We start from the raw sequence: 21,099 nt of genomic DNA on the forward strand, positions 1-21,099 counted from the left end.
GCGATGCTGCCGCCGGAGCTGCCGCCGTTGCCCGCACTGACGCGTGCCGAGGGCGAGTTGATCGACCGTTATCTGGATGTGGCCGACCTGCTGGGCCGTATCAACCCGGCGCACCACGGGGACACGTACCGTGGACTGAGGGCCGCCCAGGCACTGGTGGCCAAGGCCACCGAGTTGCGGGACGCGCTGGCGCTGATGCACCAGCGGGGCGAGGCCGAACTGCACGCCCCCACGCTCGCGCGGGCGCTGCGCGTGCTGGACGGGGAGCGCCGCACGGCTCGCGTCACGATCCCCGCACCCTCCGACAGTTGACGGACCCGGAGCCCTGACGGCCGGGGTCGAAACGGGCCGAACGACGTACCCCCGATCGGTGTAGTCGCCGCTCCGTCCATGCGGCCGTCCGGGTTGCGCAACACGCGTAGCCCGAGGGGCGGGTGAGGTGTTCCGGCGCTGGTCCGGGGGTCACGCGCCCTCGACACGCCGTCGAACACCGACGCGTTCAGCCGAACGGGTGAGTGGTGAGTAACCCCACAAATCCCCGATTCCGTTGGGCTTTTCGGACATTCATAGGTGAAGATCCCTGTCTGACGACAAGACCCCGCCGCAGCGGCGGGGCGATCCGGGCGGACGCCGAGTCCTACCGCCGCCGGGATGACAGGTCGACAGGATTGCATCGGTAGGAGTGGAGGACCCAAGCACGACGGGTCGCCGGGACGGTCACGCCATGACCGGGTCGAGCAGCCCTTGGGGTGAAGCCGCGAGTGTGCGGCCGGGCAACTTTGTCAGCCCGAATCCGACAGGTCATCCTTCACAGGCGGCTGACGAAGGGTTGCGCATGACTGCGCTCAATCGTGTCCCGTCGCTGATGGTCCGGGCCGGTACGGCTTCGGCCTTCGCCATCGCCGCCGTAGGCGGTTCCGTCGTGATCCCCGGTGTCGCGTCCGACGCCGCGGCAGCGACACCCGCGACGAAGGCACTCCAGGTCGCGGCGTCCAAGAAGGGCTCCCCGTACAGGTACGGGGCCACCGGACCGGGCCGCTTCGACTGCTCCGGGCTCACGCTGTACTCGTACAAGAAGGCAGGCAAGAAGCTGCCCCGTACGGCGGCCCAGCAGTACAACAAGACCCACCACATCTCGGCAGGCAGCCGCAAGGCCGGGGATCTCGTCTTCTTCCACTCGGGCTCCAGCGTCTACCACGTCGGCATCTACGCCGGCGGCGGAAAGATCTGGCACGCCCCGAAGACCGGGGACGTGGTGCGGTTGCAGAAGATCTGGACCAAGAGCGTCTGGTACGGCCGGGTCAGCTGACCCGTGCTGAATACCCCGAGGGGTGGCGGTCTCCTGACGGACCGCCACCCCTCGGGTGTACCGGAGGCGTTCAACACGCCGCGCTACGGCTCCTGTTGGCCCGCCGCGGTCACCGGGCGGGCCGGTACCGTCCAGGGCACCTCGATGGAGACCGTCTTGCCGCCCTCCAGGGTGGGCCGGACCCGGAGTTTGCCGCCGCACTCCGCGGTCAGCCAGCGGATGATGACCATGCCCCGGCCGTTGTCCTGCTGGACGGCGGCCGGCAGGCGTTTCGGGAAGCGGGGATGGCTGTCGGTAACTCCGATGCGCAGCTGTTCGTCACGCTCCAGCTCGATGTCCACCGTGAAGGTGGGTGACTGTCCGAAGGTGTGCTGTACGGCGTTGGTGGCGAGTTCGGAGACGATGAGGCGGATGGTGTCGGCGACCTCCGTGTCCGCCGGCAGTCCCCATTCCACGAGGGTCCCGACCACGTAGGAGCGGGCGGTGGAGACCGAGGCGGGATCGCTCGGCAGAGTGACGGATGCTTCCAGATGGTCTGCCATGGCGCGGTCGTCCCTTTCCCGCGGGACCGGTGTCCGACACGGAGCGGATGGTTCGAGTACGGTCCCGGACTGGTGCTTCTTCGCCAGACTGCCATTACCGCGTCGCCAACGGTGCCGATCCACCAAGATATGCATATATCTGTCGCTCAAAGCGGTGAACTCTGCGAACCCAGACTCTATTTGGGCGGCTCGGAAGGAGTAAGGAGAAACCCATGCAGTACGGTCCCGCGGTGCGCCGCCGGAAACTGGGCGCCGAACTCCGCGCGTTGCGTGCGGACGCGGGGCTCACCAGCGGTGAGGCGGCCCGGCTGGTCGGCTGGCACCAGTCGAAGGTGAGCCGCATCGAGACCGGCGCGAGTGGCGTGAAACCGCCCGACGTCCGGTTACTCCTCGACGCCTATCAGGTCGGCGACGCACAACTCCGGGACATGCTGCTCGTGTTGGCGGGCTCCGACGACGGGGGCGGCCGACATCACTGGTGGCACGCCTATCGCGGTGTACTGCCGCCCGCCTACCGGGACTTCATCAGCCTGGAGTCACAGGCCAGTACGATCCGCACCCTGGAGACCTCGGTGGTCCCCGGTCTGCTCCAGACACCCGAGTACGCCCGCGCGGTGACCCGGGCCGCCGTGGGAGGCCTCGACAACGACGGGCCGGAGCGGCTCGACGCGCTGGTGCAGGTCAGGCTGGCCCGGCAGGACATCCTGCGGGCGGATCCGCCGCTGGAACTGAGCGTGGTCCTCGACGAGGCGGTGGTACGCCGGGAGGTCGGCGGGCCGGGTGTGATGGCACGGCAGCTGGAGCGGCTCATCGAGGCGGCGCATCTGCCCCAAGTCCGGCTTCAGGTCTTGCCGTTCGCCGCAGGAGCACACATCGGTATCACCGGGCCTTTCGTTATCTTCTCCTTTCCGAGCACTTCTGATCTGGACGTGGTTGTTCTAGACCACTTGACGAGTAGCCTCTACCTCGAACGGAAAGAAGACCTAGAGGCCTACGGCGAGGCCTTCAACACCCTTCAGTTCCACGCCCTTTCACCCGAGGACTCGTTGGACTACATCGCCGGGATAGGTAACGGCTCGTAAGGAGGCACCATGTCTGCACTGCCTCGGAACGTACCTTCCAGTACCGATCTGTCCGGAGTGCGGTGGCTGCGCAGCAGCTACAGCACGGGAGCCAACAACTGCGTCGAGGCGGCCCGTCCGCACTCCGGCCCCCGCGCGGGGCTGCTCGCCGTACGCGACTCCAAGGACCCGCAGGGACCCGCTCTGCTCTTCTCCCCCGAGAGCTGGACGGGATTCCTCGGCGCCTTCCACTGATCGGTTCCCCCGTCAGCGACGCACGACCGTGTCACGCCGACTCATGGTCGCGTCTCGCCGATCACACGTACAGCGCGTTCGATCTCGGCCCCGGAGAGGTCCGCTCGGGCGGTCAGCCTGAGCCGTGAGATGCCGTCGGGCACGGAAGGAGGACGGAAGCAGCCCACGGCCAGCCCTGCCGTACGGCAGTCGGCCGCCCACTGCACGGCCGCCTCCGGGGACGGTGCCCGCACCGACACCACCGCGGCGTCCGGACGTACCGCTTCCAGACCCGCGGCGGTGAACCGTGTGTGCAGCTCACTCGCCACGGCACGGGCCCGGGCAGCCCGCTCGGGCTCGCGCCGCAGCAGGGTGAGCGCCGCCAGCGCGGCACCCGCGGCGGCGGGCGCCAGCCCCGTGTCGAAGATGAACGTCCGTGCCGCGTTGACCAGATGGTCGATCACCCGGGCCGGACCGAGCACGGCCCCGCCCTGACTCCCGAGCGACTTGGACAGCGTGACCGTCACGACCACGTCCTCGGCCCCCGCGAGCCCCGCCGCGTACGGCGCCCCGCGCCCGCCCTCGCCCAGCACCCCGAGCCCGTGCGCGTCGTCGAGCAGCAGCCCCGCCCCGAACTCCCGGCTCGCCGCGGCGAGCGCCTCCACCGGAGCCGCATCGCCATCGACGGAGAACACCGAGTCGGACACGACCACGGCCGGCCCGTCGTGCGTCCGCAGCGCCTTCCGCACCCCGTCCGGATCGGCGTGTCCTACGACCTGGGTGGCGCCCCGGGCCAGCCGGCAGCCGTCGATGAGCGAGGCGTGGTTGCCCGCGTCGGAGACGATCAGCGAGCCGTGCGGCGCGAGCGTGGTGACCGCGGCGAGGTTGGCCGTGTAGCCGGAGGAGAAGACGAGGGCGGCCTCGAACCCGGTGAACTCGGCCAGTTCGCGCTCCAGTTGGGCGTGCAGCTCGGTCGTACCGGTGACGAGCCGCGACCCGGTGGATCCGCCGCCCCAGGTCCGTGCCGCCGCCGCGGCCCCCTCGACGACCTCGGGATGGTGGGCGAGCCCCAGGTAGTCGTTGCTCGCGAGATCGAGGAGCGGCGAGTCGGCGGGGCGCGGGCGCAGGGTCCGTACGAGCCCGGCGCGGCGGCGCTGCTCCGCCTGGTCGTCGATCCAGCCGAACGCCATGGTTCCTCCGGGGCTTTTGTAGGCAGTGCACAGACAGTAATCGGACGACCGGCCGCCCATGGTGTGGTGATACCCACACCGCCGACCGCATGTCTTGTCCGATCTCTCCTTGGCCGCGGGCGGTGCCGTAGGACAGGATCGGGACTCATGGACCTGCTGAACACACTCGTGGACAAGGGGCTTCGGCGCGAGCTGCCGACCCGCGCCGAAGCACTCGCCGTCCTCGCCACCTCCGACGACGACCTGCTGGACGTCGTGGCCGCGGCCGGAAAGGTGCGCCGGCACTGGTTCGGCCGACGGGTGAAGCTCAACTACCTCGTCAACCTGAAGTCCGGCCTGTGCCCCGAGGACTGCTCGTACTGCTCGCAGCGGCTCGGCTCCAAGGCCGACATCCTGAAGTACACGTGGCTGAAACCCGACGATGCCTCGAAGGCCGCGGCGGCCGGTGTGGCGGGTGGCGCCAAGCGGGTCTGCCTGGTGGCCTCCGGCCGGGGCCCGACCGACCGGGACGTGGACCGGGTCGCCGGCACCATCAAGGCGATCAAGGACCAGAACGAGGGCGTCGAGGTGTGCGCGTGCCTCGGCCTGCTCTCCGACGGCCAGGCCGACCGGCTGCGCGAGGCGGGCGCGGACGCCTACAACCACAACCTCAACACCTCCGAGTCGACGTACGGCGACATCACGACCACCCACACGTACGCCGACCGCGTCGACACCGTGCAGAAGGCGCACGCGGCGGGCCTGTCCGCCTGCTCCGGCCTGATCGCCGGCATGGGCGAGACCGACGAGGACCTGGTCGACGTCGTCTTCTCGCTCCGGGACCTCGACCCGGACTCGGTGCCGGTGAACTTCCTGATCCCGATGGAGGGCACCCCGCTCGCGGCCGAGTGGCACCTGACCCCGCAGCGGTGTCTGCGCATCCTCGCGATGGTGCGGTTCGTCTGCCCGGACGTCGAGGTGCGCATCGCGGGCGGCCGTGAGGTCCACCTGCGCACGATGCAGCCCCTCGCCCTGAACCTCGCCAACTCGATCTTCCTCGGCGACTACCTGACGTCCGAGGGCCAGGCCGGCCAGGCCGACCTGGAGATGATCGCGGACGCGGGCTTCGAGGTGGAGGGCGCGGGCGAGGTGACGCTGCCGGGGCACCGGGTGACGGCAGGCGGCGTCTGCGGGTCTCATGAGGAAGCCTGCGGGGGCTGCGACTCGCACGAGGGCGCCGGCGTCTGCGGCTCGGCTCCCACTGCCACGCCCGCACCCCAGGTGGACGAGGTCCGCCGGGACCTGGTCTCCGTCCGTCGTCGAGGTGCCGGAACGGATCTCGCGCCCAATGCCTGACCTGAACGGCCCTCTGCCCGTCTCGGAGTTGCTGGAACTGGACCGGCGGCACGTCTGGCATCCGTACGGTCCGATGCCCGGCCGGGTCGAACCGCTCGTCGTGGAGTCGGCGAGCGGGGTCCGCCTCCGACTGGCGGGCGGCGGGGGCGAGTTGGTCGACGGGATGTCGTCCTGGTGGTCGGCGATCCACGGCTACAACCACCCCGTGCTCAACGAGGCCGCGCGCGAACAGCTCGGCCGGATGAGTCACGTGATGTTCGGCGGGCTCACGCACGAGCCCGCCGTACGCCTGGCGAAGCTCCTTGTCGACATGTCCCCTGACGGCCTCGAACACGTCTTCCTGGCCGACTCGGGCTCGGTGTCGGTCGAGGTCGCGGTGAAGATGTGCCTCCAGTACTGGCGCTCGCTCGGCCGCCCCACGAAACAGCGCCTGCTGACCTGGCGCGGCGGCTACCACGGCGACACCTGGCAGCCGATGTCGGTGTGCGACCCCGAGGGCGGGATGCACGAGTTGTGGGCGGGGGTGCTGCCCCGGCAGGTCTTCGTGGACGCGCCCCCGGCCGCGTACGAGGAGTCGTACGCCGACGAACTGCGCGCCGCGATCGAGCGGCACGCGCACGAACTGGCCGCGGTGATCGTCGAGCCCGTGGTGCAGGGCGCGGGTGGGATGCGGTTCCACTCCCCCGCGTATCTGCGGGTGCTGCGCGAGGCGTGCGACGCGCACGACGTGCTGCTGGTGTTCGACGAGATCGCGACGGGTTTCGGTCGTACGGGCGCGCTGTTCGCGGCGGAGCACGCGGCGGTGACGCCGGACGTGATGTGCGTGGGCAAGGCGCTGACCGGCGGCTATATGACGATGGCGGCGAGCCTGTGCACGTCTCGCGTGGCCGAGGGCATCTCGCTGGGCGAGGTGCCGGTCCTGGCCCACGGCCCGACCTTCATGGGCAACCCGCTGGCGGCGGCCGTGGCCTGCGCGTCGATCGAACTCCTCCTGAACCAGGACTGGTTGACGGAGGTCAAGCGCATCGAGTCGGGCCTGCGCGAGGGCCTCGCCCCGGCCTCACGCATCCCCGGCGTCCGGGACGTTCGCGTCCTCGGCGCCATCGGCGTGGTCCAACTCGACCACGACGTCGACATGAAGGCGGCCACGGACGCGGCCGTACGCGAGGGCGTGTGGCTACGGCCGTTCCGCGACCTCGTCTACACGATGCCGCCGTACGTCACGAACGACACCGACCTGGCACGGATCGCCCGCGCGGTGTGCGCGGCGGCGCGGGAGGGATGACATGCCGGTACTGGTGATCACGGGCACGGGCACGGAGGTCGGCAAGACGATCACCACGGCCGCGGTGGCCGCGACGGCCCTCGCGGCCGGCCGCACGGTGGCCGTCCTGAAGCCCGCCCAGACGGGTCTACGGCCGGAGGAGCGCGGGGACGCCGACGAGGTCGCGAGGCTCGCGGGCACCGTCACGGCGGCCGAACTCGCCCGCTACCCCGAGCCGTTGGCCCCCGGCACGGCGGCACGCAGAGCCGGTATGACTCCGGTCCATCCGCAGGAAGTCGCTGAGGCCGCCCAGAAGTTGGCCACCGAGCACGACCTGGTGCTGGTCGAGGGCGCGGGCGGGCTGCTCGTACGGTTCGACGCGGAGGGCGGCACGCTGGCGGACGTGGCACGGTTGCTGGCCGCTCCGGTCCTGGTGGTGGCCTCGGCGGGCCTGGGCACCTTGAACACGACGGAACTGACGGCCCGTGAACTCCGTTCTCGGCGGCTCGACTTGCTGGGTGTGGTGATCGGCAGCTGGCCCAACAACCCTGATCTTGCGTCGCGTTGCAATATTGCCGACCTGCCGGAGGTGGCGTCGGCACCACTGCTGGGCGCGCTGCCGGAGGGGGCCGGAGCTCTCGCCCCGGCCGACTTCCGTTCCGCGGCGCCGAGTTGGCTGGCGCCGCGGCTCGACGGGGTGTGGGACGCGGAGGTGTTCCGGGGGCGCGAGGCGCCGCCGTCCTGGAACGGCGGCACGGTCTAGGACACCTCCCCGTCCGCCAGCAGCCGTACCAGTTCGATCCGGGACCGGATGCCCAACCGGCTGAAGACACCGCGCAGATGGTGGTCGATGGTGCGGGGGCTGAGGGCGAGCCGGACGGCGATCTCGCGGTTGGTGGCGCCGTCGGCTGCCATGCGGGCGACCATCAGTTGTTGGGCCGTCAGGCGAGCCGCAGGTGTGGGGAGGGCGGTCGCACCCACCGGTGTGCCGAGGGCGCGGAGTTCGGCCCGGGCCTGGGCGGCGCAGTGCGGGGCGCCGAAGGACTCGAAGGCCTCCAGCGAGGTGTGCAGTCGGTCGCGGGCCTCGGTACGGCGGCGCAGTCGGCGCAGCGCGCCGCCGAACAGCAGCTCGGTGCGGGCCCGTTCGAAGTCGCGGGTGCCGTGTGCGTGCAGGTCGAGGGCGGTGCGGTAGTGGTCGACGGCTTCGGCGCCGGGGGCGAGCAGGGCCCTGCAACGGGCGCTCAGGGCAAGGTCGTCGGGGCTGCGCACGGCACGTGCCCAGCGGTCGTAGTCGGCGTGCGCGGCACGGGCGATCCGGGTGTCGCCGCTGCGGGCGGCGGCCTCGACGTAGTGCGGGGTGGCGAGGTGCCGGATCGCCCGGTGGCCGTGGCCCGGGCCGAATCCGGCGAGCGCGCGCAGCCTGGCCGCCGCGGCGGCGAAGCGTCCTGTGCTCAAGTCGAGGTAGGCGAGCGCCCATTGGGCGAGGGCGGCGGGCAGTCCCAGGCCTCGGCCCAGGGCGAACGAGCGGGCGGCGGCGGCCCGTTCACGGCAGACGTCCTCGTCTCCGGTGAGCGCCGCGAACATGGCGAGGGCCGCTTGGAGATGGCAGGCGCCGTTGTCCTGGCCGGTGGCGTGGGCCTGCCACAGGGCGTCCGCCGTGGCAGTCTCGGCGGCTCGCGAGTGTCCGGTCCAGAACTCGGCGTACGCCCGGAACTCCATCGCCTGCGGCACGATCACCGTCGCGCCGTACGCCCGGGCCGAGGCCGCCGCCCGCACGGTGGCGGTGGTGGCGCGGGTGTGGTCGCCGAGCATCAGGGCGGCGATCCCGGCGTGGACGAGGAGGGTGGGGTCGCCGCCGGGCCCGCATCGCCCGGCGGCTGCCTTCAGCAGGTCCCGCGCGTCCTCGTACCGTCCCTCGAAGGCGGCGACCAGTCCGCCGAGCGTCCCGTGCGGCACGATCCCGAGCCGGGAGGCGACGGCGGCCGCCTCCCGGCAGCGTCTCAGGTCCCCGGTGTAGACGGCGGCCTCGGTGGCCCGGGCGAGGAGGTGAACCGCGTGGTCCGGGGCGGGAGTTCGGGGTACGGCGGTGACGTGGGGTGGTGTGGCGACGTGGCGTGGGGTGGTGACGTGGGGTGGGGTCACGGTCGTTCGAAGTGGCGCGGTCGTTGGAGGCGTTGCCGTTTCGGGCGTCGCCGTGCGGCGCGTCTCGCTCAAGTGGGCGCTCACCACAGGCACTTCGCCATTAGGCCGAGCCACCGCCCCCTCAACTCCCCGTCGCGCCACCGCGATCAGCAGCGCGTCGAACGCCTCCGCCGCGTTCCCGGCCCGCAGCGCGAACACCCCGTTCAGCGCGTCGCTGTCCGTCGCGGCGGCGAGTCTTCGGGCCCGGTCGCCCTCGCCGGACTGCCAGGCGTCACCGGCGGCACGGTCGAGGAGGCGGGACTGTTCGCGGGGGTCGCGGGAGAGGGCGGCGGCACGTTCCACCAGGGCGCAGGCGAGGGCGTGTTCGCCCGTCGCCCGTGCCTTGCCCGCCGCCGTGCGGAGTTCCGCGGTGAGCCGCACGCTGGGGCCGAGCGCGCCCGCGCCCCGATGCCAGGAGCGCCGGGGTGTCTCGCCCTCCGCGCGCAACACCCTTGCCAGCAACCGGTGGACGTCCCGTCGGTCCGCCGCGGACCCGGTCTCGTACGCGGCGATCCTCGTCCACGCGTCGCGGAACACGACCCCGCCCGCCGTCGCCTGTGCGACCCCTGCCGCCTCGGCGGCTTCGAGGGGCCGGGTGTCGAGCCGACCCGCCGCGACCGCGCGGAGGAAGGCGTGGGTGGGGACGGGGTACTGGTCGGCGGCGGCGAGCAGGAGGAGCAGGCGGGTGTCGTCGGGCAGGGAGCGGATCTCCCGGCGGTGGCGGTTCAGCAACTCCGGTGCCAGGGACGCCGGTTCGGTGGGGAGGGGGTCGAGTCCGGCGGCCTGGCGTGGGGTCAGGCGGGAGCGGAGTTCGGCGGCGGCGCGGGGGTCGCCGTAGGCCGCGCGGAGCAGTCGGATGCGGACGCCCTCGGGGAGCGCGGGATCGGGGGTTCGCCACACGTCGGTGCGCGACGGTGGCCAAGTGCGGTCCAGAGGTGGGGGGTTCACTGGTGTCACCACACAACTGACGTTACTGGCGAGTTAATTCACACGTAAAGACCGGCGATTTCGCCGATGCGGCGCGCGTAGACCCCGCTGACACTCCTGACAACCCCACCCGTATCAGGAGGCATCATGCAGCGCCACAAGCGTCGCATCGCCACGGCCCTGTCGGCCGTGACCACCTCGCTCCTTCTGTCACTCTCCCTGGCCTCGACGCCCGCCCACGCGGCGAGCCACGATCCCATCGTCTTCGTGCACGGCCTGAGCGGTTCGGCGAGCGGCTGGGACGACTGGGTCGCGGACTTCGAGGCCGACGGCTACTCCTCGTCCGAGCTGTTCGCGTGGTCGTACGACTGGACGCAGTCGAACGTCACGACCGCCTCGCAGCTGGCCACCGAGGTCAAGAGCGTGCTCGCGCAGACCGGGGCGTCGAAGGTCGACATCGTCGGTCACTCCATGGGGACGCTCAGCGCCCGCTACTTCCTGAAGAACCTGAGCGGCACGTCGTACGTGGACCACTTCGTGTCCGTCGCCGGCGTGAACCACGGCACCACCATCGCCTCGCTGTGCGGCTGGCTGTACACGTCCTGCAAGGAGATGCAGACCGGGAGTTCCTTCCTCACCGCGCTCAACTCCGGTGACGAGACGCCCGGCAGCGTGTCGTACGCGGCCTACTGGTCGGACTGCGACGAGGCGATCAACCCGGACACCTCGGCCGAACTGAGCGGCGCGACCAATGTCGACGTCGGGTGCATCTCGCACACCGACATGAACAACGACCACGGCGTCTACGAACAGGTGCACGACTTCATCTCCTGACCCGCCCCAGGGCGACAGCGGGGGTGGTCACGGCCCGCAAGGGGGACAATCCCGGTAGGGACCGGTTTCGGCCCGGTCCGGTCCGGGAGGTCGCCATGCCGCTACGGTCCGCAGGCTCCGGCACAGTCGGCACTGTGCCGCGGGACGCCGTCCACCACCCGCTGTTCGCCCGTTACTACGCCCGTTTCAGTGTGCGCGCCGAGTCACGGTTCGGCCTGGCCGGGCTGCGGGAGAGGCTGCTCGCCGGGCTCTCCGGGCGGGTGATCGAGATCGGCGCGGGGAACGGACTGAACTTCGCGCACTATCCGAACGCGGTCTCGGAGGTCGTCGCGATCGAACCCGAGCGAACTCTGCGGCAGCTGGCCGTGGAGTCCGCGCTCCGCTCCGGGGTGCCCGTCGACGTGGTGCCGGGCGCGGCGGAGAAGCTCCCCGTCAAGAGCGAGGCCTTCGACGCGGTCGTGCTCTCGCTGGTGCTGTGCAGTGTGCGGGATGTGCCGCGGGCGCTCGCGGAGGCACGGCGGGTGCTGCGGCCCGGCGGGGTCGTGCGGTTCTTCGAGCACGGCCGGGGCGGCGGACCGGCGATGGGATTCACCCAGCGCGCCCTGGACCGCACGCTGTGGCCGCCGCTGAACGGAGGCTGCCATCTGGCCCGCGACCCGGTCGCCGCGCTGCGTGCCGCCGGGTTCGAACTCGGGCCGTACCGGCGGGTGTTGATCCCGGAGAAGGGGCCCGCGCTGCCGACGTCGTACTGCGTCCTGGGGACGGCCTGGCGCCCGGTCGCGGACGGGTGATCACACGTCACAGGCTCCACTGGCGCAACTCGTGCGCGATGTCGTCGACCGACGCCTCGCCGCTCTTCACCAACCGGGCCAGATCGCGGACCTGTTCGGGCGAGGTGATGACCTTCAGGCCGCTGGCGACGAGGTACGCGTAGGCGACGGCCGAGGCGAAGAGGGCGTTGGAGCGCTCCAACGCGGGGACGTGGATGAGGAGTTGGAGTAACGCGGCGGCGCGGGCATGCGGGCTGTCGTAGACGGGGACGTCGAATATGTCGGCCTGGTGGCGGGCGACGGCGGCGACGAGCGCACCCCAGTCGGTGACCTGGGGGTCCCCGGGTGTGTTGTGTTCGGCGAGCATCAGCAGCCAGGCGAGGTCGATCCTGAGGTTGTTCAAGGGATCAGCGGCGACCTTCGCGGGTGCTCGCCCCGTCGGCGCCGAACTCGTCGGCGAAGACGGACTCGTACTGCTTCATGAAGTCGGCGGCGGCCTCGACGAAGGTGTGGCCGACCTCCCCGGTGTCCTGTCTGACCAGCTCTTCTATGTAGCGGTTGACGCTCATCCCACGGGCCAGGGCACGCTCACGCGCCGCGCGGGCGGTGCCCTCGTCCACGCGTACGTTCAGCTGGGTCTTCGCCATACCTAGACGCTAGCGCCAAATTGCTAGCAGAGGCAAGGGCTCGTCCCGTGGGTGGAGAGTGCCCCTTACACCGGTGTCGGGGGCCCGACCTGGGGCGGAGACCGCCTCGGTCGCACGGGGGATATCGGGTGTGCGCCGCGTCACACTAGGCTCGGCCGGGAGTACGGAGTCGGGCACGTCCACGAGCGAGGGAACTCCAGGAGGCCGTCTTGTCCACACCTGCACCGGAGCACGCCCCGGGTCAGGCCTCGGCCGACCGGATAGCGGCCCGCGCCCGCGGTCTGACCAAGGCGTACGGCTCGGGCGAGACGACCGTGCTCGCCCTGGACGCGGTGGACGTGGACATCGCGCGCGGCCGTTTCACCGCCGTCATGGGTCCTTCGGGCTCCGGGAAGTCCACGCTGATGCACTGCCTGGCGGGGCTCGACACCGTCTCGGCCGGGCAGGTGTGGCTCGGCGACACCGAGATAACGGGCCTGAAGGACCGCGAGCTGACCCGGCTGCGCCGGGACCGGATCGGGTTCATGTTCCAGTCGTTCAACCTCATCCCGACCCTCAACGCGGCCGAGAACATCACGCTGCCCATGGACATCGCCGGGCAGAAGCCGGACCAGAAGTGGCTGGACCAGGTCATCGACACGCTCGGGCTGCGGGACCGGCTCAAGCACCGGCCGTCCCAGCTGTCCGGCGGCCAGCAGCAGCGGGTGGCCTGCGCGCGGGCGCTCGCCTCCCGGCCCGAGCTGATCTTCGCGGACGAGCCGACCGGCAACCTCGACTCACGGGCCGGTCTGGAGGTGCTCGGCTTCCTGCGCGACGCGGTCGACGGCCTGGGGCAGAGCGTGGTCATGGTCACCCACGACCCGGGCGCCGCCGCCCACTCCGATCTGGTGCTCTTCCTCGCGGACGGACGGATCGTGGACGAGATGGAGCGGCCTACGGCGGAGGGCGTGCTGGAGCGAATGAAGCGGTTCGACCTGGCCAAGGGGCAGCTCGACGGGCCGCCGGCAGCCGCTGGGGACACCGAGGACAAGGACTGAACCCGTGCTGAAGGCGACCCTCCGGAGCTTCCTCGCGCACAAGGGAAGGCTGCTGCTCTCGGCGCTGGCCGTAGTGCTGTCCGTCGCGTTCGTCGCGGGCAGCCTGATCTTCTCCGACACGGTGACCCGCACCTTCGACCGCCTCTTCGCGTCCACATCAGCCGATGTGACCGTCGAACCGAAGCAGGACCTCAAGTCCTCGGTGCCCACCGGCGCGACCGAGACCGTGCCCGCCGCGCTGGCCGGGCAGGTGGCGAAGGTGGCCGGGGTCGCCGCGACGCACGCCGACGTGTCCGTGCAGAACATCGTGGTCGTCGACAGCAAGGACAAGTCGGTCGGGCCGACGACGGGCGCGCCCACCATCGCCACCGACTGGTACCTCACCGACCGCAGCCCGGTGAAACTGACCTCCGGACATGCCCCGCAGGGCGCCGGCCAGGCCCTCCTGGACGCGGACACCGCCGACAACAAGCACGTCAAGATCGGCGACACACTGACCGTGCAGGCGCAGCCCGGCAGCTTCAAGGTCGAGATCGTCGGCATCGCCACCTTCACCACCACCAACCCCGGTGCCGCGCTGGTCTTCCTCGACCCGGCCACCGCGAAGTCCCAACTGCTGGGCGCCTCCGACCGTGCCACGAGCATCTCGGTGGACGCGGCGAAGGGGGTCGACGACGCCGTGCTCAAGCAGCGGGTGGCCGCCGCGATCGGTTCGTCCGGCTCCTACGACATCAAGACCGCCGACGAGCAGGCCAAGTCGGCCGCCGCCGACCTGGGCGGCTTCCTCGACGTCATCAAGTACGTGATGTTGGGCTTCGCGGGCATCGCGGTCCTGGTCGGGGTCTTCCTGATCGTCAACACGTTCTCCATGCTGATCGCCCAGCGCACCCGCGAACTGGGCCTGTTGCGCGCCCTCGGCGCCGACCGCAAGCAGGTACGGCGCTCGGTGCTCACCGAGGCGCTGCTGCTCGGCCTGATCGGTTCGACGCTCGGTCTGGCCGCAGGTATCGGACTCGCGGCCGGGCTGATCAAGCTCATGACCGCGTTCGGCATGAACCTCAAGACCACTGAGATGGTGGTGAGTTGGCCGACTCCCGTGGCGTCGTACGTCGTTGGGGTCGGCGTCACCTTCGTCGCCGCGTATCTCCCGGCCAGGCGGGCCGCGACGGTCTCGCCGATGGCGGCCCTCGCGGACGCCGAAGTCGCCGGTGTGGGGCGGCCGTTGAGGGTACGGGCGGTGGTGGGTTCGATCGTCGGCGCGATCGGAGTGGCCGCGCTCGCGGGTTGCGCCGCCGCGACGAAGACCGCCTCGGCCTCCTCGCTCCTGGGCCTCGGGGTCGTACTGACCCTCATCGCGACCGTGATCGCGGGCCCGCTCCTGGTCCGCCCGATGATCCGGGTGCTGGGCGGCGCCTTCCCCGCCCTGTTCGGCTCGGTCGGCCGGATGAGCCAGCGCAACGCCCTGCGCAATCCTCGCCGTACGGGTGCCACCGCGGCGGCGCTGATGGTGGGGCTGGCGCTGGTCGGCGGGATGTCGGTGGCGAGCGCGTCCATGTCCAAGTCCTTCGACCAGCAGATCGACAAGACCCTGGGCGCCGACTTCGTGATCCAGAACGGGAGCTTCGTGCCGTTCTCCAAGGAGGTGACCGACCAGGTGCGCGCCACCGACGGGGTCGGTCTCGTCGTACGCGCGCGGTTCGCGCCCCTCGCGGTCCGGCTGCCGGACGGCAAGCGGGTGGAGACGACGGCCGCCGGTTACGACGCCCCGCTCGACGACGTCGCCCACATCAAGTACGCCCAGGGGAACACGACTTCGGCGCTCGCGCCCGGCCACCTCGCCATGGACGTCGGCTTCGCGAAGGACCACGGGGTACGGCTCGGCAGTGTGCTGCCCGTCGAGTTCCCGGGCGGACGCACCACGCAACTGACGGTGGGCGCCCTCAGCGACCAGGAGTCGGCGGGCGGATTCGGGACGCAGGGCGGGCTGTTCTTCGGGATCGCGACGGTCGAGAAGTACGTCCCGAACGGCCAGGACTCCACGCTGTACGTGAACGCTGCCTCCGGCACCGGCGCCGACCAGCTCCGCAAGGCGCTCGACACGACGCTGAAGCCCTATCCGCAGGTACAGGTCCGCGACGAGGCCGACTACAAGAAGCTGGTCCACGACCAGATCGCCGTACTGCTGTATCTCGTCTACGCGTTGCTCGGGCTGGCCATCGTCATCGCGGTGCTCGGCGTGGTCAACACCCTTGCCCTGTCGGTCGTCGAGCGCACCCGGGAGATCGGACTGCTGCGCGCGATCGGGCTCGGACGGCGTCAACTGCGGCGCATGATCCGGCTGGAGTCGGTGGTGATCGCCGTGTTCGGCGCGGTCCTGGGACTCGGGCTCGGCCTGGTGTGGGGCGTGTGCGCGCAGCAAGTCCTGGCGCTCCAGGGCCTGAAGGCCCTCGCGGTCCCGTGGACCACGATCGTCGCGGTGGTGATCGGCTCGGCGGTGGTCGGCATCGTGGCGGCCCTGCTCCCGGCGCTGCGCGCCTCCCGCATGAACGTGCTGGCGGCGATCGCGCACGAGTGATGGAATCGCGACGGTCGATCTGAAGTCCCCCGCCGCTGAGGAGAGTTCATGCCGCGCCCGTTCCGCTTCGGGGCCAGTCTGCTCACGTCCGCGCCCGCCGACGAGTGGCGCGCGAGATGCCGACGCGTCGAGGAACTCGGCTACGACGTGATCCTGGTCCCCGACCATCTGGGCATGGTCGCGCCGTTCCCCGCGCTGGTCGCGGCGGCGGACGCGACGGAGCGGCCACGGGTGGGCACGTTCGTGCTCAACGCGGGCTTCTGGAACCCGGCTCTGCTGGCCCGCGAGGTCGCGACGACCCACGACCTGACCGGCGGACGCCTCGAACTCGGCCTGGGCACCGGCTATATCCAGGCGGAACACGACACGGCGGGGCTGCCCTTCGGTTCGCCGGGGGAACGGGTGGACCATCTCCGGCGCACCGTCGAGGAGTTGGCGCGGCTGCTGGCGGCCACGGAGACCCGGGTGCCGCTGCTCCTGGGCGGCAACGGCGACCGCATGCTGCGGCTGACCGCCGAGCACGCGGACATCGCGGCGTTCACGGGTGCGCGGCTGGTGCCGGGCGACACGGAGGGCAGGCTGGCGCCGGTCGACTCCGCCGAGTTCGGTCAACGGGTCGCCCGATACCGGGAGTTCGCCGCCGACCGGGCGGAACCCGCCGAACTCAACCTGCTGATCCAGCTGGTGGCGGTGACGGACGATCCTCAAGACGCGCTCCGCCCACTCCTGGAGCGCCGACCGGACCTCACCCTGGAGCAGGTCCTCGACCTGCCCGTCATGCTGGTCGGCACCCTGGACCACATCACCGCGAAGCTGCGCGCGCTGCGCGACCGGTACGGGTTCTCCTATCTCACCGTGCTGGAGCCGTACCTGGAGGCGTTCGCGCCGGTCGTCGAGGAACTGCGCCGAAACCCGCTCGCCGCGCCCGCCGTCCCTCTGCTTGGCTCGTCCCATGAGTGATCTTCATATCCGCAGCGCGGCCCTCTCCGACATCGACGCCGTGCTGGCGTTCTGGGGCGAGGCCGCCGAGGGCACGAGCATCAGCGACGACCGCGACGGCGTGGCCCGGCTCATCGAGAGGGACCCGGAGGCGTTGATCCTCGCGGAGCGCGACGGGCGGCTCGTCGGATCCGTGATCGCCGGGTTCGACGGCTGGCGCTGTCACCTCTACCGGCTGGCCGTGCACCCGGAGCAGCGCCGACAGGGCATCGGGTCGGCGCTGCTGACGGCGGCCGAGGAGCGGTTCGTGGCGCTGGGCGGGCGGCGCGGGGACGCGATGGTGCTGGAACGCAACGAGACCGGTCAGCATGCCTGGCGCGCGGCGGGGTATGCACGCGAGGACCACTGGCGGCGCTGGGTGAAGCACCTCACCACCTGAACGCTTTGCTCATCCTTTACCATTGGCGGACGACCCGGAACTTCTGCATCTCCTCGAAAGGTGTGAGCGTCCGCCCATGGGCGAGCCTCCCAGTACGCGACATCGCGCGAACCTCCCTGCCCTGTCCGATCATGGGACGGAGGTGACCCGATGACCGAAGTGCTTCTGCTGCTGGTGGCGATCCTGCTCTCGCTCCTCTGCGGCGCCTTCGTCGCGGCCGAGTTCTCGCTGACCACCGTCGAGCGCGGCGAGCTGGAGCGCGCGGTCGAGCGTGGCGAGCGGGGCGCCTCCGGTGCCCTGAAGGCCGTACGGAATCTGACCTTCCAGCTCTCCGGCGCGCAGCTCGGCATCACCGTCACCAACCTGGTCGTCGGCATGCTCTCCGAGCCGTCGATCGCCGCCCTCATCGCGGGCCCGCTCGAATCGCTGGGCATCTCGCACTCCGCGTCGAAGTCCGTCGCGCTGGTCCTCGGTACGGCGCTGTCGACGGTGTTCCTGATGGTCGTAGGCGAGCTGGTGCCGAAGAACTGGGCCATCTCCTCGCCGCTGGCCGTGGCCAAACGGGTGGGCAACGCGCAGCGCTGGTTCAGTGCCGCGTTCCGCCCGTTCATCAGCCATCTGAACAACACGGCGAACCACGTGGTGCGCGCCTTCGGTCTGGAGCCCGCCGAGGAGCTGGCCTCCGCGCGCGGGCCGCAGGAGCTGGCCGCGCTGGCCCGGCACTCCGCCAAGGCGGGCGCCCTGGAGCCGGACACCGCCGAGCTGTTCGTCCGCACCCTGAACCTCGCCGACCTCACCGCGGAGAACGTGATGACGCCCCGCGTCCAGGTGGTCGCCCTCGACGCCCAGGCGACCTGCGAGGACGTGGCCAACGCGACCCGGGCGACCGGGCTGTCCCGCTTCCCGGTCTACCGCGGCAGCCTCGACGACGTCGTCGGCACCGTGCACATCAAGGACGTCCTGGCGGTACCGGCGGACCAGCGGGCCCGCTTCCCCCTCTCCGACGTGCTGCGCGAACCCCTCCTCGTCCCCGAGTCCCTCACCGTCGACCGCCTCCTGGACCGACTGTCCGGCAAGCGCACGATGGCCGTCGTCATCGACGAGTACGGCGGTACGGCGGGGGTCGCGACCCTGGAGGACATCGTCGAGGAGGTCGTGGGAGAGGTGCGGGACGAGCACGACCCGCACGAGACGCCCGACCTGGCCCCGGCCGGGACGGACGACGAGGACCGGGCGCTGTACTCGGCGGACGGCGCCGCCCGCATGGACCAGCTCGCCCGCGTCGGACTGCGGGCGCCCGAGGGGCCGTACGAGACGCTGGCCGGTCTGGTCGCCACCGAGCTGGGGCGGATTCCGGAGGCCGGGGACACCGTCGCGGTCACCGGGTGGCGGATCGACGTGGTGGACGCGTCGGGGCGCCGGGCCGCACGGCTGCTGCTGCACGCGCCGCCCGCCACATCCGGCCCTGACTCCGATTCCGGTTCAGGTTCCGGTTCCGGCTCAGGTTCAGGTTCCGGTTTCAATTCCGACTCCGCGAAGGGGGAGCTGTGACCGCCGTACAACTGCTGATCGGGCTCGCGACGCTGGTCGTCAACGCCTTCTTCGTGGGCGCCGAGTTCGCGCTGATCTCGGTGCGCCGCAGCCAGATCGAGCCGCACGCCGAACAGGGCGACCGACGCGCGAAGAGCGTGCTGTGGGGTCTTGAGCACGTGTCCGTGCTGCTGGCCGCGGCCCAGCTCGGCATCACGCTGTGCACGCTGGTGCTCGGCATCGTCGCCGAACCGGCGATCGCGCATCTGCTGGAACCGGTGTTCCACGCGGTCGGCGTCCCGGAGAGCGCAGGCCACGCGGTGTCCTTCGTGATCGCGCTGGCCGCGGCGACCTATCTGCACATGCTGCTCGGCGAGATGGTGCCGAAGAACATCGCGCTCGCCGAGCCGGTGCGCAGCGCGCTGCTCCTCGGGCCGCCGCTGGTGACGCTGTCCCGGGCGCTGCGTCCGGTGATCTTCACGATCAACGCGTTCGCCAACACGCTGCTCAAGCTGCTGCGCGTCGAGGTCAAGGACGAGGTCACGGCGACCTTCTCGGACGCCGAACTCGCCCGGATCGTCCGGGACTCCGGTGAGGCGGGCCTCATCGACGAGCGCGCCCGGGAGCGGTTGAACGACGCCCTGGAGCTGGGCAGCAGGCCGGTCCGTGATGTCGTACTCCCCCTCGAACGCGTCGACTACGTGGTCGCGGGCATCACCCCGGCCGAGCTGGAGGTGCTCTCGGCCGAGTCCGGCTTCTCCCGCTTCCCGGTGGTGGACGCCGAGCGCCGGATCATCGGCTACCTCCACGTCAAGGACGCGCTGGACGCCTCGCCGCGCGACGAGCCGTTCAAGGTGGAGGACATGCGCTCCATCGCGAACATCCGGGAGAGCACACCCATGGACGACGTCCTCACCGCGATGCGCAGGGGCCGTACGCATCTCGCGGCGGTCCTCGACGAGGAGGGGCGACTGACCGGTCTGGTGACCATGGAGGACGTGCTGCGGGAGCTGTTCGAGCAGCGGGCGTAGGCCCGGGCCCCGATCGGGAAGGGGGGACCGACCGGCGGGTATGGAGGCGGGATATCATCTTCGTCGCCATGCAGACGAATCCCACGCACACCAGCCTGGTCGCGATCGGCGACTCCTTCACCGAGGGCATGTCGGACCTGCTCCCGGACGGCACCTACCGGGGCTGGGCCGACCTCCTCGCCGGCCGGATGGCCGCCCGGACGCCCGGCTTCCGGTACGCCAACCTCGCCGTGCGCGGCAAGCTGATCGCGCAGATCGTCGAGGAGCAGGTCGGCCCGGCCGCGGCCATGCAGCCCGATGTGATCACGCTGGTCGGCGGCCTGAACGACACCCTGCGTCCCAAGTGCGACATGGGCCGGGTGCGCGCGCTGCTGGAGGAGGCCGTGGAGCGCCTCACGCCCGCCTGCAAGCACCTGGTGCTGATGCGCAGTCCCGGCCGCAACGGCCCGGTCCTGGAGCGCTTCCGCCCCCGCATGGAGGAACTGTTCGCCTGCGTCGACGACGTCGCCGCCCGCCACGGCGCCCTGGTCGTGGACCTGTACGGCGCCCCCTCACTCGGCGACCCGCGCGCGTGGGACGTCGATCGTCTCCACCTCACGGATGAGGGCCACCGCCGCGTCGCCGAGGCGGTGTGGCAGACCCTCGGCCACGAGGCGGAGGACCCGGAGTGGCGCACCCCGATGCCGCCGACCCCGCCCCCGAACTGGACCGCCCGCCGCGTGGAGGACGTCCGCTTCACCCGGCAGTACCTCCTCCCCTGGATCGGCCGCCGCCTCACCGGCCGCTCCTCGGGCGACGGCCTCTCCCCCAAGCGCCCGGACCTCCTCCCCTACGAGGGCCCGGAGGCGTAACTCCCCATGACCACGCGGGTGATCAACGTCAGGGGCCGGATCCACGAGTACGGCCCCCAACTGGAACTCGCCCCCACAGACCTCGTCTACGTAGGCCGCCGCTGGACCCTCGGCGGCTGGGACCTCCCCCGCCACCCGCTCTACAACCCCTTCGCCTACGACACCCCCACGCGCCGCCGGGACGGCACGCGCGCGGAGGTGATGGCGAAGTACCGGGCGTATCTGCTGGCCCGCCCCGACCTGCTGGCCCTGGTGCCGGAGCTGCGCGGACGGACGCTGGCGTGCTGGTGCGCGCCGCTGCTGTGTCACGCGGAGGTGCTGGCCGACCTCGCCGACGCGGGACGGTGACGGAGGTCTCGTAGCTTCCGACGAACGGGGCCATGGCGCTGGCCTGCACGAATCG

Annotated in this window: 22 protein-coding genes and 1 riboswitch; of the genes, 17 read left to right on the forward strand and 5 right to left on the reverse strand. The window is 71.2% G+C overall.

Going from position 1 to position 21,099, the window contains the following annotated elements:
• Positions 1-3: 3 nt before the first annotated feature.
• Together ACWIHT_RS29985 and ACWIHT_RS29990 are read left to right on the forward strand one after the other, a co-directional pair.
• The gene (locus ACWIHT_RS29985; protein ID WP_456171409.1) at positions 4-312 is read left to right on the forward strand and encodes a hypothetical protein; all 309 of its coding nucleotides are present in this window, start codon (positions 4-6) and stop codon (positions 310-312) included.
• Positions 313-650: 338 nt separating this feature from the next.
• Positions 651-832: riboswitch (cyclic di-AMP (ydaO/yuaA leader) on the forward strand.
• A gap of 3 nt (positions 833-835) precedes the next feature.
• Positions 836-1,309, forward strand: a complete 474-nt coding sequence (locus ACWIHT_RS29990) for a C40 family peptidase (protein ID WP_456171410.1) — start codon at positions 836-838, stop codon at positions 1,307-1,309.
• 83 nt (positions 1,310-1,392) lie between these two features.
• On the opposite strand, the gene ACWIHT_RS29995 is transcribed toward ACWIHT_RS29990, so the two are convergent.
• Positions 1,393-1,851 carry an ATP-binding protein gene (locus tag ACWIHT_RS29995; protein ID WP_019070948.1) on the reverse strand — a complete coding sequence of 153 codons (459 nt, stop codon included), beginning with the start codon at positions 1,849-1,851 and terminating at the stop codon, positions 1,393-1,395.
• A 212-nt stretch (positions 1,852-2,063) separates the two neighbouring features.
• On the opposite strand from ACWIHT_RS29995, the gene ACWIHT_RS30000 reads away from it, so the two are divergent.
• Both ACWIHT_RS30000 and ACWIHT_RS30005 read left to right on the forward strand, forming a co-directional pair.
• Positions 2,064-2,933: a helix-turn-helix domain-containing protein gene (locus ACWIHT_RS30000; protein WP_456171411.1), complete on the forward strand. Its 870-nt coding sequence runs from the start codon at positions 2,064-2,066 to the stop codon at positions 2,931-2,933.
• Between the two features lie 9 nt (positions 2,934-2,942).
• The gene (locus tag ACWIHT_RS30005) at positions 2,943-3,167 is read left to right on the forward strand and encodes a DUF397 domain-containing protein (RefSeq protein WP_019070950.1); all 225 of its coding nucleotides are present in this window, start codon (positions 2,943-2,945) and stop codon (positions 3,165-3,167) included.
• 41 nt (positions 3,168-3,208) lie between these two features.
• On the opposite strand, the gene ACWIHT_RS30010 is transcribed toward ACWIHT_RS30005, so the two are convergent.
• Positions 3,209-4,336: an 8-amino-7-oxononanoate synthase gene (locus ACWIHT_RS30010; RefSeq protein ID WP_456171412.1), complete on the reverse strand. Its 1,128-nt coding sequence runs from the start codon at positions 4,334-4,336 to the stop codon at positions 3,209-3,211.
• Positions 4,337-4,483: 147 nt separating this feature from the next.
• On the opposite strand from ACWIHT_RS30010, the gene bioB reads away from it, so the two are divergent.
• The 3 genes from bioB to bioD are packed head-to-tail and all read left to right on the forward strand — an operon-like array spanning position 4,484 to position 7,698.
• A complete protein-coding gene (gene bioB / locus ACWIHT_RS30015; RefSeq protein ID WP_456171413.1) occupies positions 4,484-5,671 on the forward strand; it encodes a biotin synthase BioB in 1,188 nt (395 codons plus the stop codon).
• Complete coding sequence (locus ACWIHT_RS30020) at positions 5,664-6,956, forward strand: adenosylmethionine--8-amino-7-oxononanoate transaminase (RefSeq protein WP_456171414.1); 1,293 nt, start codon at positions 5,664-5,666, stop codon at positions 6,954-6,956. The genes bioB and ACWIHT_RS30020 overlap by 8 nt, the downstream gene beginning before the upstream one ends.
• 1 nt (position 6,957) lies before the next feature.
• Positions 6,958-7,698, forward strand: coding sequence for a dethiobiotin synthase (bioD, locus tag ACWIHT_RS30025; protein ID WP_456171415.1), 741 nt, complete (start codon positions 6,958-6,960; stop codon positions 7,696-7,698).
• Here the strand turns inward: bioD and ACWIHT_RS30030 are convergent.
• Positions 7,695-10,073 carry a LuxR C-terminal-related transcriptional regulator gene (locus tag ACWIHT_RS30030; RefSeq protein WP_456171556.1) on the reverse strand — a complete coding sequence of 793 codons (2,379 nt, stop codon included), beginning with the start codon at positions 10,071-10,073 and terminating at the stop codon, positions 7,695-7,697. The two genes, bioD and ACWIHT_RS30030, sit on opposite strands and share 4 nt — an antisense overlap.
• A gap of 117 nt (positions 10,074-10,190) precedes the next feature.
• On the opposite strand from ACWIHT_RS30030, the gene ACWIHT_RS30035 reads away from it, so the two are divergent.
• Both ACWIHT_RS30035 and ACWIHT_RS30040 read left to right on the forward strand, forming a co-directional pair.
• Positions 10,191-10,877 carry an esterase/lipase family protein gene (locus tag ACWIHT_RS30035; protein WP_456171416.1) on the forward strand — a complete coding sequence of 229 codons (687 nt, stop codon included), beginning with the start codon at positions 10,191-10,193 and terminating at the stop codon, positions 10,875-10,877.
• A 95-nt stretch (positions 10,878-10,972) separates the two neighbouring features.
• A complete protein-coding gene (locus ACWIHT_RS30040) occupies positions 10,973-11,668 on the forward strand; it encodes a class I SAM-dependent methyltransferase (RefSeq protein WP_456171417.1) in 696 nt (231 codons plus the stop codon).
• Between the two features lie 7 nt (positions 11,669-11,675).
• Here the strand turns inward: ACWIHT_RS30040 and ACWIHT_RS30045 are convergent, their stop codons facing one another.
• A complete protein-coding gene (locus tag ACWIHT_RS30045) occupies positions 11,676-12,050 on the reverse strand; it encodes a hypothetical protein (protein WP_019070960.1) in 375 nt (124 codons plus the stop codon).
• Between the two features lie 4 nt (positions 12,051-12,054).
• Positions 12,055-12,294, reverse strand: a complete 240-nt coding sequence (locus ACWIHT_RS30050) for a toxin-antitoxin system HicB family antitoxin (protein WP_366094160.1) — start codon at positions 12,292-12,294, stop codon at positions 12,055-12,057.
• Positions 12,295-12,503: 209 nt separating this feature from the next.
• On the opposite strand from ACWIHT_RS30050, the gene ACWIHT_RS30055 reads away from it, so the two are divergent.
• The 8 genes from ACWIHT_RS30055 to ACWIHT_RS30090 all read left to right on the forward strand — a co-directional run bounded on the left by ACWIHT_RS30055 (position 12,504) and on the right by ACWIHT_RS30090 (position 21,044).
• On the forward strand, positions 12,504-13,331 hold the full coding sequence (locus ACWIHT_RS30055; RefSeq protein ID WP_456171418.1) for an ABC transporter ATP-binding protein: 828 nt from the start codon (positions 12,504-12,506) through the stop codon (positions 13,329-13,331).
• 4 nt (positions 13,332-13,335) lie between these two features.
• Positions 13,336-15,906: an ABC transporter permease gene (locus ACWIHT_RS30060; RefSeq protein ID WP_456171419.1), complete on the forward strand. Its 2,571-nt coding sequence runs from the start codon at positions 13,336-13,338 to the stop codon at positions 15,904-15,906.
• A 48-nt stretch (positions 15,907-15,954) separates the two neighbouring features.
• Positions 15,955-16,866: an LLM class F420-dependent oxidoreductase gene (locus ACWIHT_RS30065; protein WP_456171420.1), complete on the forward strand. Its 912-nt coding sequence runs from the start codon at positions 15,955-15,957 to the stop codon at positions 16,864-16,866.
• A complete protein-coding gene (locus ACWIHT_RS30070; RefSeq protein WP_456171421.1) occupies positions 16,859-17,284 on the forward strand; it encodes a GNAT family N-acetyltransferase in 426 nt (141 codons plus the stop codon). The genes ACWIHT_RS30065 and ACWIHT_RS30070 overlap by 8 nt, the downstream gene beginning before the upstream one ends.
• Before the next feature lie 150 nt (positions 17,285-17,434).
• On the forward strand, positions 17,435-18,835 hold the full coding sequence (locus ACWIHT_RS30075) for a hemolysin family protein (protein ID WP_456171422.1): 1,401 nt from the start codon (positions 17,435-17,437) through the stop codon (positions 18,833-18,835).
• Positions 18,832-19,845 (forward strand): hemolysin family protein, encoded by a 1,014-nt coding sequence (locus ACWIHT_RS30080; protein WP_456171423.1) that lies wholly within the window; start codon positions 18,832-18,834, stop codon positions 19,843-19,845. Before ACWIHT_RS30075 ends, ACWIHT_RS30080 begins: the two co-directional genes overlap by 4 nt.
• 68 nt (positions 19,846-19,913) lie before the next feature.
• Positions 19,914-20,696, forward strand: coding sequence for an SGNH/GDSL hydrolase family protein (locus ACWIHT_RS30085; protein ID WP_456171424.1), 783 nt, complete (start codon positions 19,914-19,916; stop codon positions 20,694-20,696).
• A gap of 6 nt (positions 20,697-20,702) precedes the next feature.
• Positions 20,703-21,044: a DUF4326 domain-containing protein gene (locus tag ACWIHT_RS30090; RefSeq protein ID WP_456171425.1), complete on the forward strand. Its 342-nt coding sequence runs from the start codon at positions 20,703-20,705 to the stop codon at positions 21,042-21,044.
• Positions 21,045-21,099: the final 55 nt, after the last annotated feature.

This window comes from Streptomyces sp. NPDC002276, assembly GCF_053891435.1.

Excerpts from the sequence above, each read along its gene's own strand:
- ACWIHT_RS29985 (WP_456171409.1), top strand. The coding sequence starts at position 4 with ATGCTGCCGCCGGAGCTGCCGCCGTTGCCCGCACTGACGCGTGCCGAG.
- ACWIHT_RS29990 (WP_456171410.1), top strand. The coding sequence starts at position 836 with ATGACTGCGCTCAATCGTGTCCCGTCGCTGATGGTCCGGGCCGGTACG.
- ACWIHT_RS29995 (WP_019070948.1), bottom strand. The coding sequence starts at position 1,851 with ATGGCAGACCATCTGGAAGCATCCGTCACTCTGCCGAGCGATCCCGCC.
- ACWIHT_RS30000 (WP_456171411.1), top strand. The coding sequence starts at position 2,064 with ATGCAGTACGGTCCCGCGGTGCGCCGCCGGAAACTGGGCGCCGAACTC.
- ACWIHT_RS30005 (WP_019070950.1), top strand. The coding sequence starts at position 2,943 with ATGTCTGCACTGCCTCGGAACGTACCTTCCAGTACCGATCTGTCCGGA.
- ACWIHT_RS30010 (WP_456171412.1), bottom strand. The coding sequence starts at position 4,336 with ATGGCGTTCGGCTGGATCGACGACCAGGCGGAGCAGCGCCGCCGCGCC.
- bioB (WP_456171413.1), top strand. The coding sequence starts at position 4,484 with ATGGACCTGCTGAACACACTCGTGGACAAGGGGCTTCGGCGCGAGCTG.
- ACWIHT_RS30020 (WP_456171414.1), top strand. The coding sequence starts at position 5,664 with ATGCCTGACCTGAACGGCCCTCTGCCCGTCTCGGAGTTGCTGGAACTG.
- bioD (WP_456171415.1), top strand. The coding sequence starts at position 6,958 with ATGCCGGTACTGGTGATCACGGGCACGGGCACGGAGGTCGGCAAGACG.
- ACWIHT_RS30035 (WP_456171416.1), top strand. The coding sequence starts at position 10,191 with ATGCAGCGCCACAAGCGTCGCATCGCCACGGCCCTGTCGGCCGTGACC.
- ACWIHT_RS30040 (WP_456171417.1), top strand. The coding sequence starts at position 10,973 with ATGCCGCTACGGTCCGCAGGCTCCGGCACAGTCGGCACTGTGCCGCGG.
- ACWIHT_RS30050 (WP_366094160.1), bottom strand. The coding sequence starts at position 12,294 with ATGGCGAAGACCCAGCTGAACGTACGCGTGGACGAGGGCACCGCCCGC.
- ACWIHT_RS30065 (WP_456171420.1), top strand. The coding sequence starts at position 15,955 with ATGCCGCGCCCGTTCCGCTTCGGGGCCAGTCTGCTCACGTCCGCGCCC.
- ACWIHT_RS30070 (WP_456171421.1), top strand. The coding sequence starts at position 16,859 with ATGAGTGATCTTCATATCCGCAGCGCGGCCCTCTCCGACATCGACGCC.
- ACWIHT_RS30075 (WP_456171422.1), top strand. The coding sequence starts at position 17,435 with ATGACCGAAGTGCTTCTGCTGCTGGTGGCGATCCTGCTCTCGCTCCTC.
- ACWIHT_RS30085 (WP_456171424.1), top strand. The coding sequence starts at position 19,914 with ATGCAGACGAATCCCACGCACACCAGCCTGGTCGCGATCGGCGACTCC.
- ACWIHT_RS30090 (WP_456171425.1), top strand. The coding sequence starts at position 20,703 with ATGACCACGCGGGTGATCAACGTCAGGGGCCGGATCCACGAGTACGGC.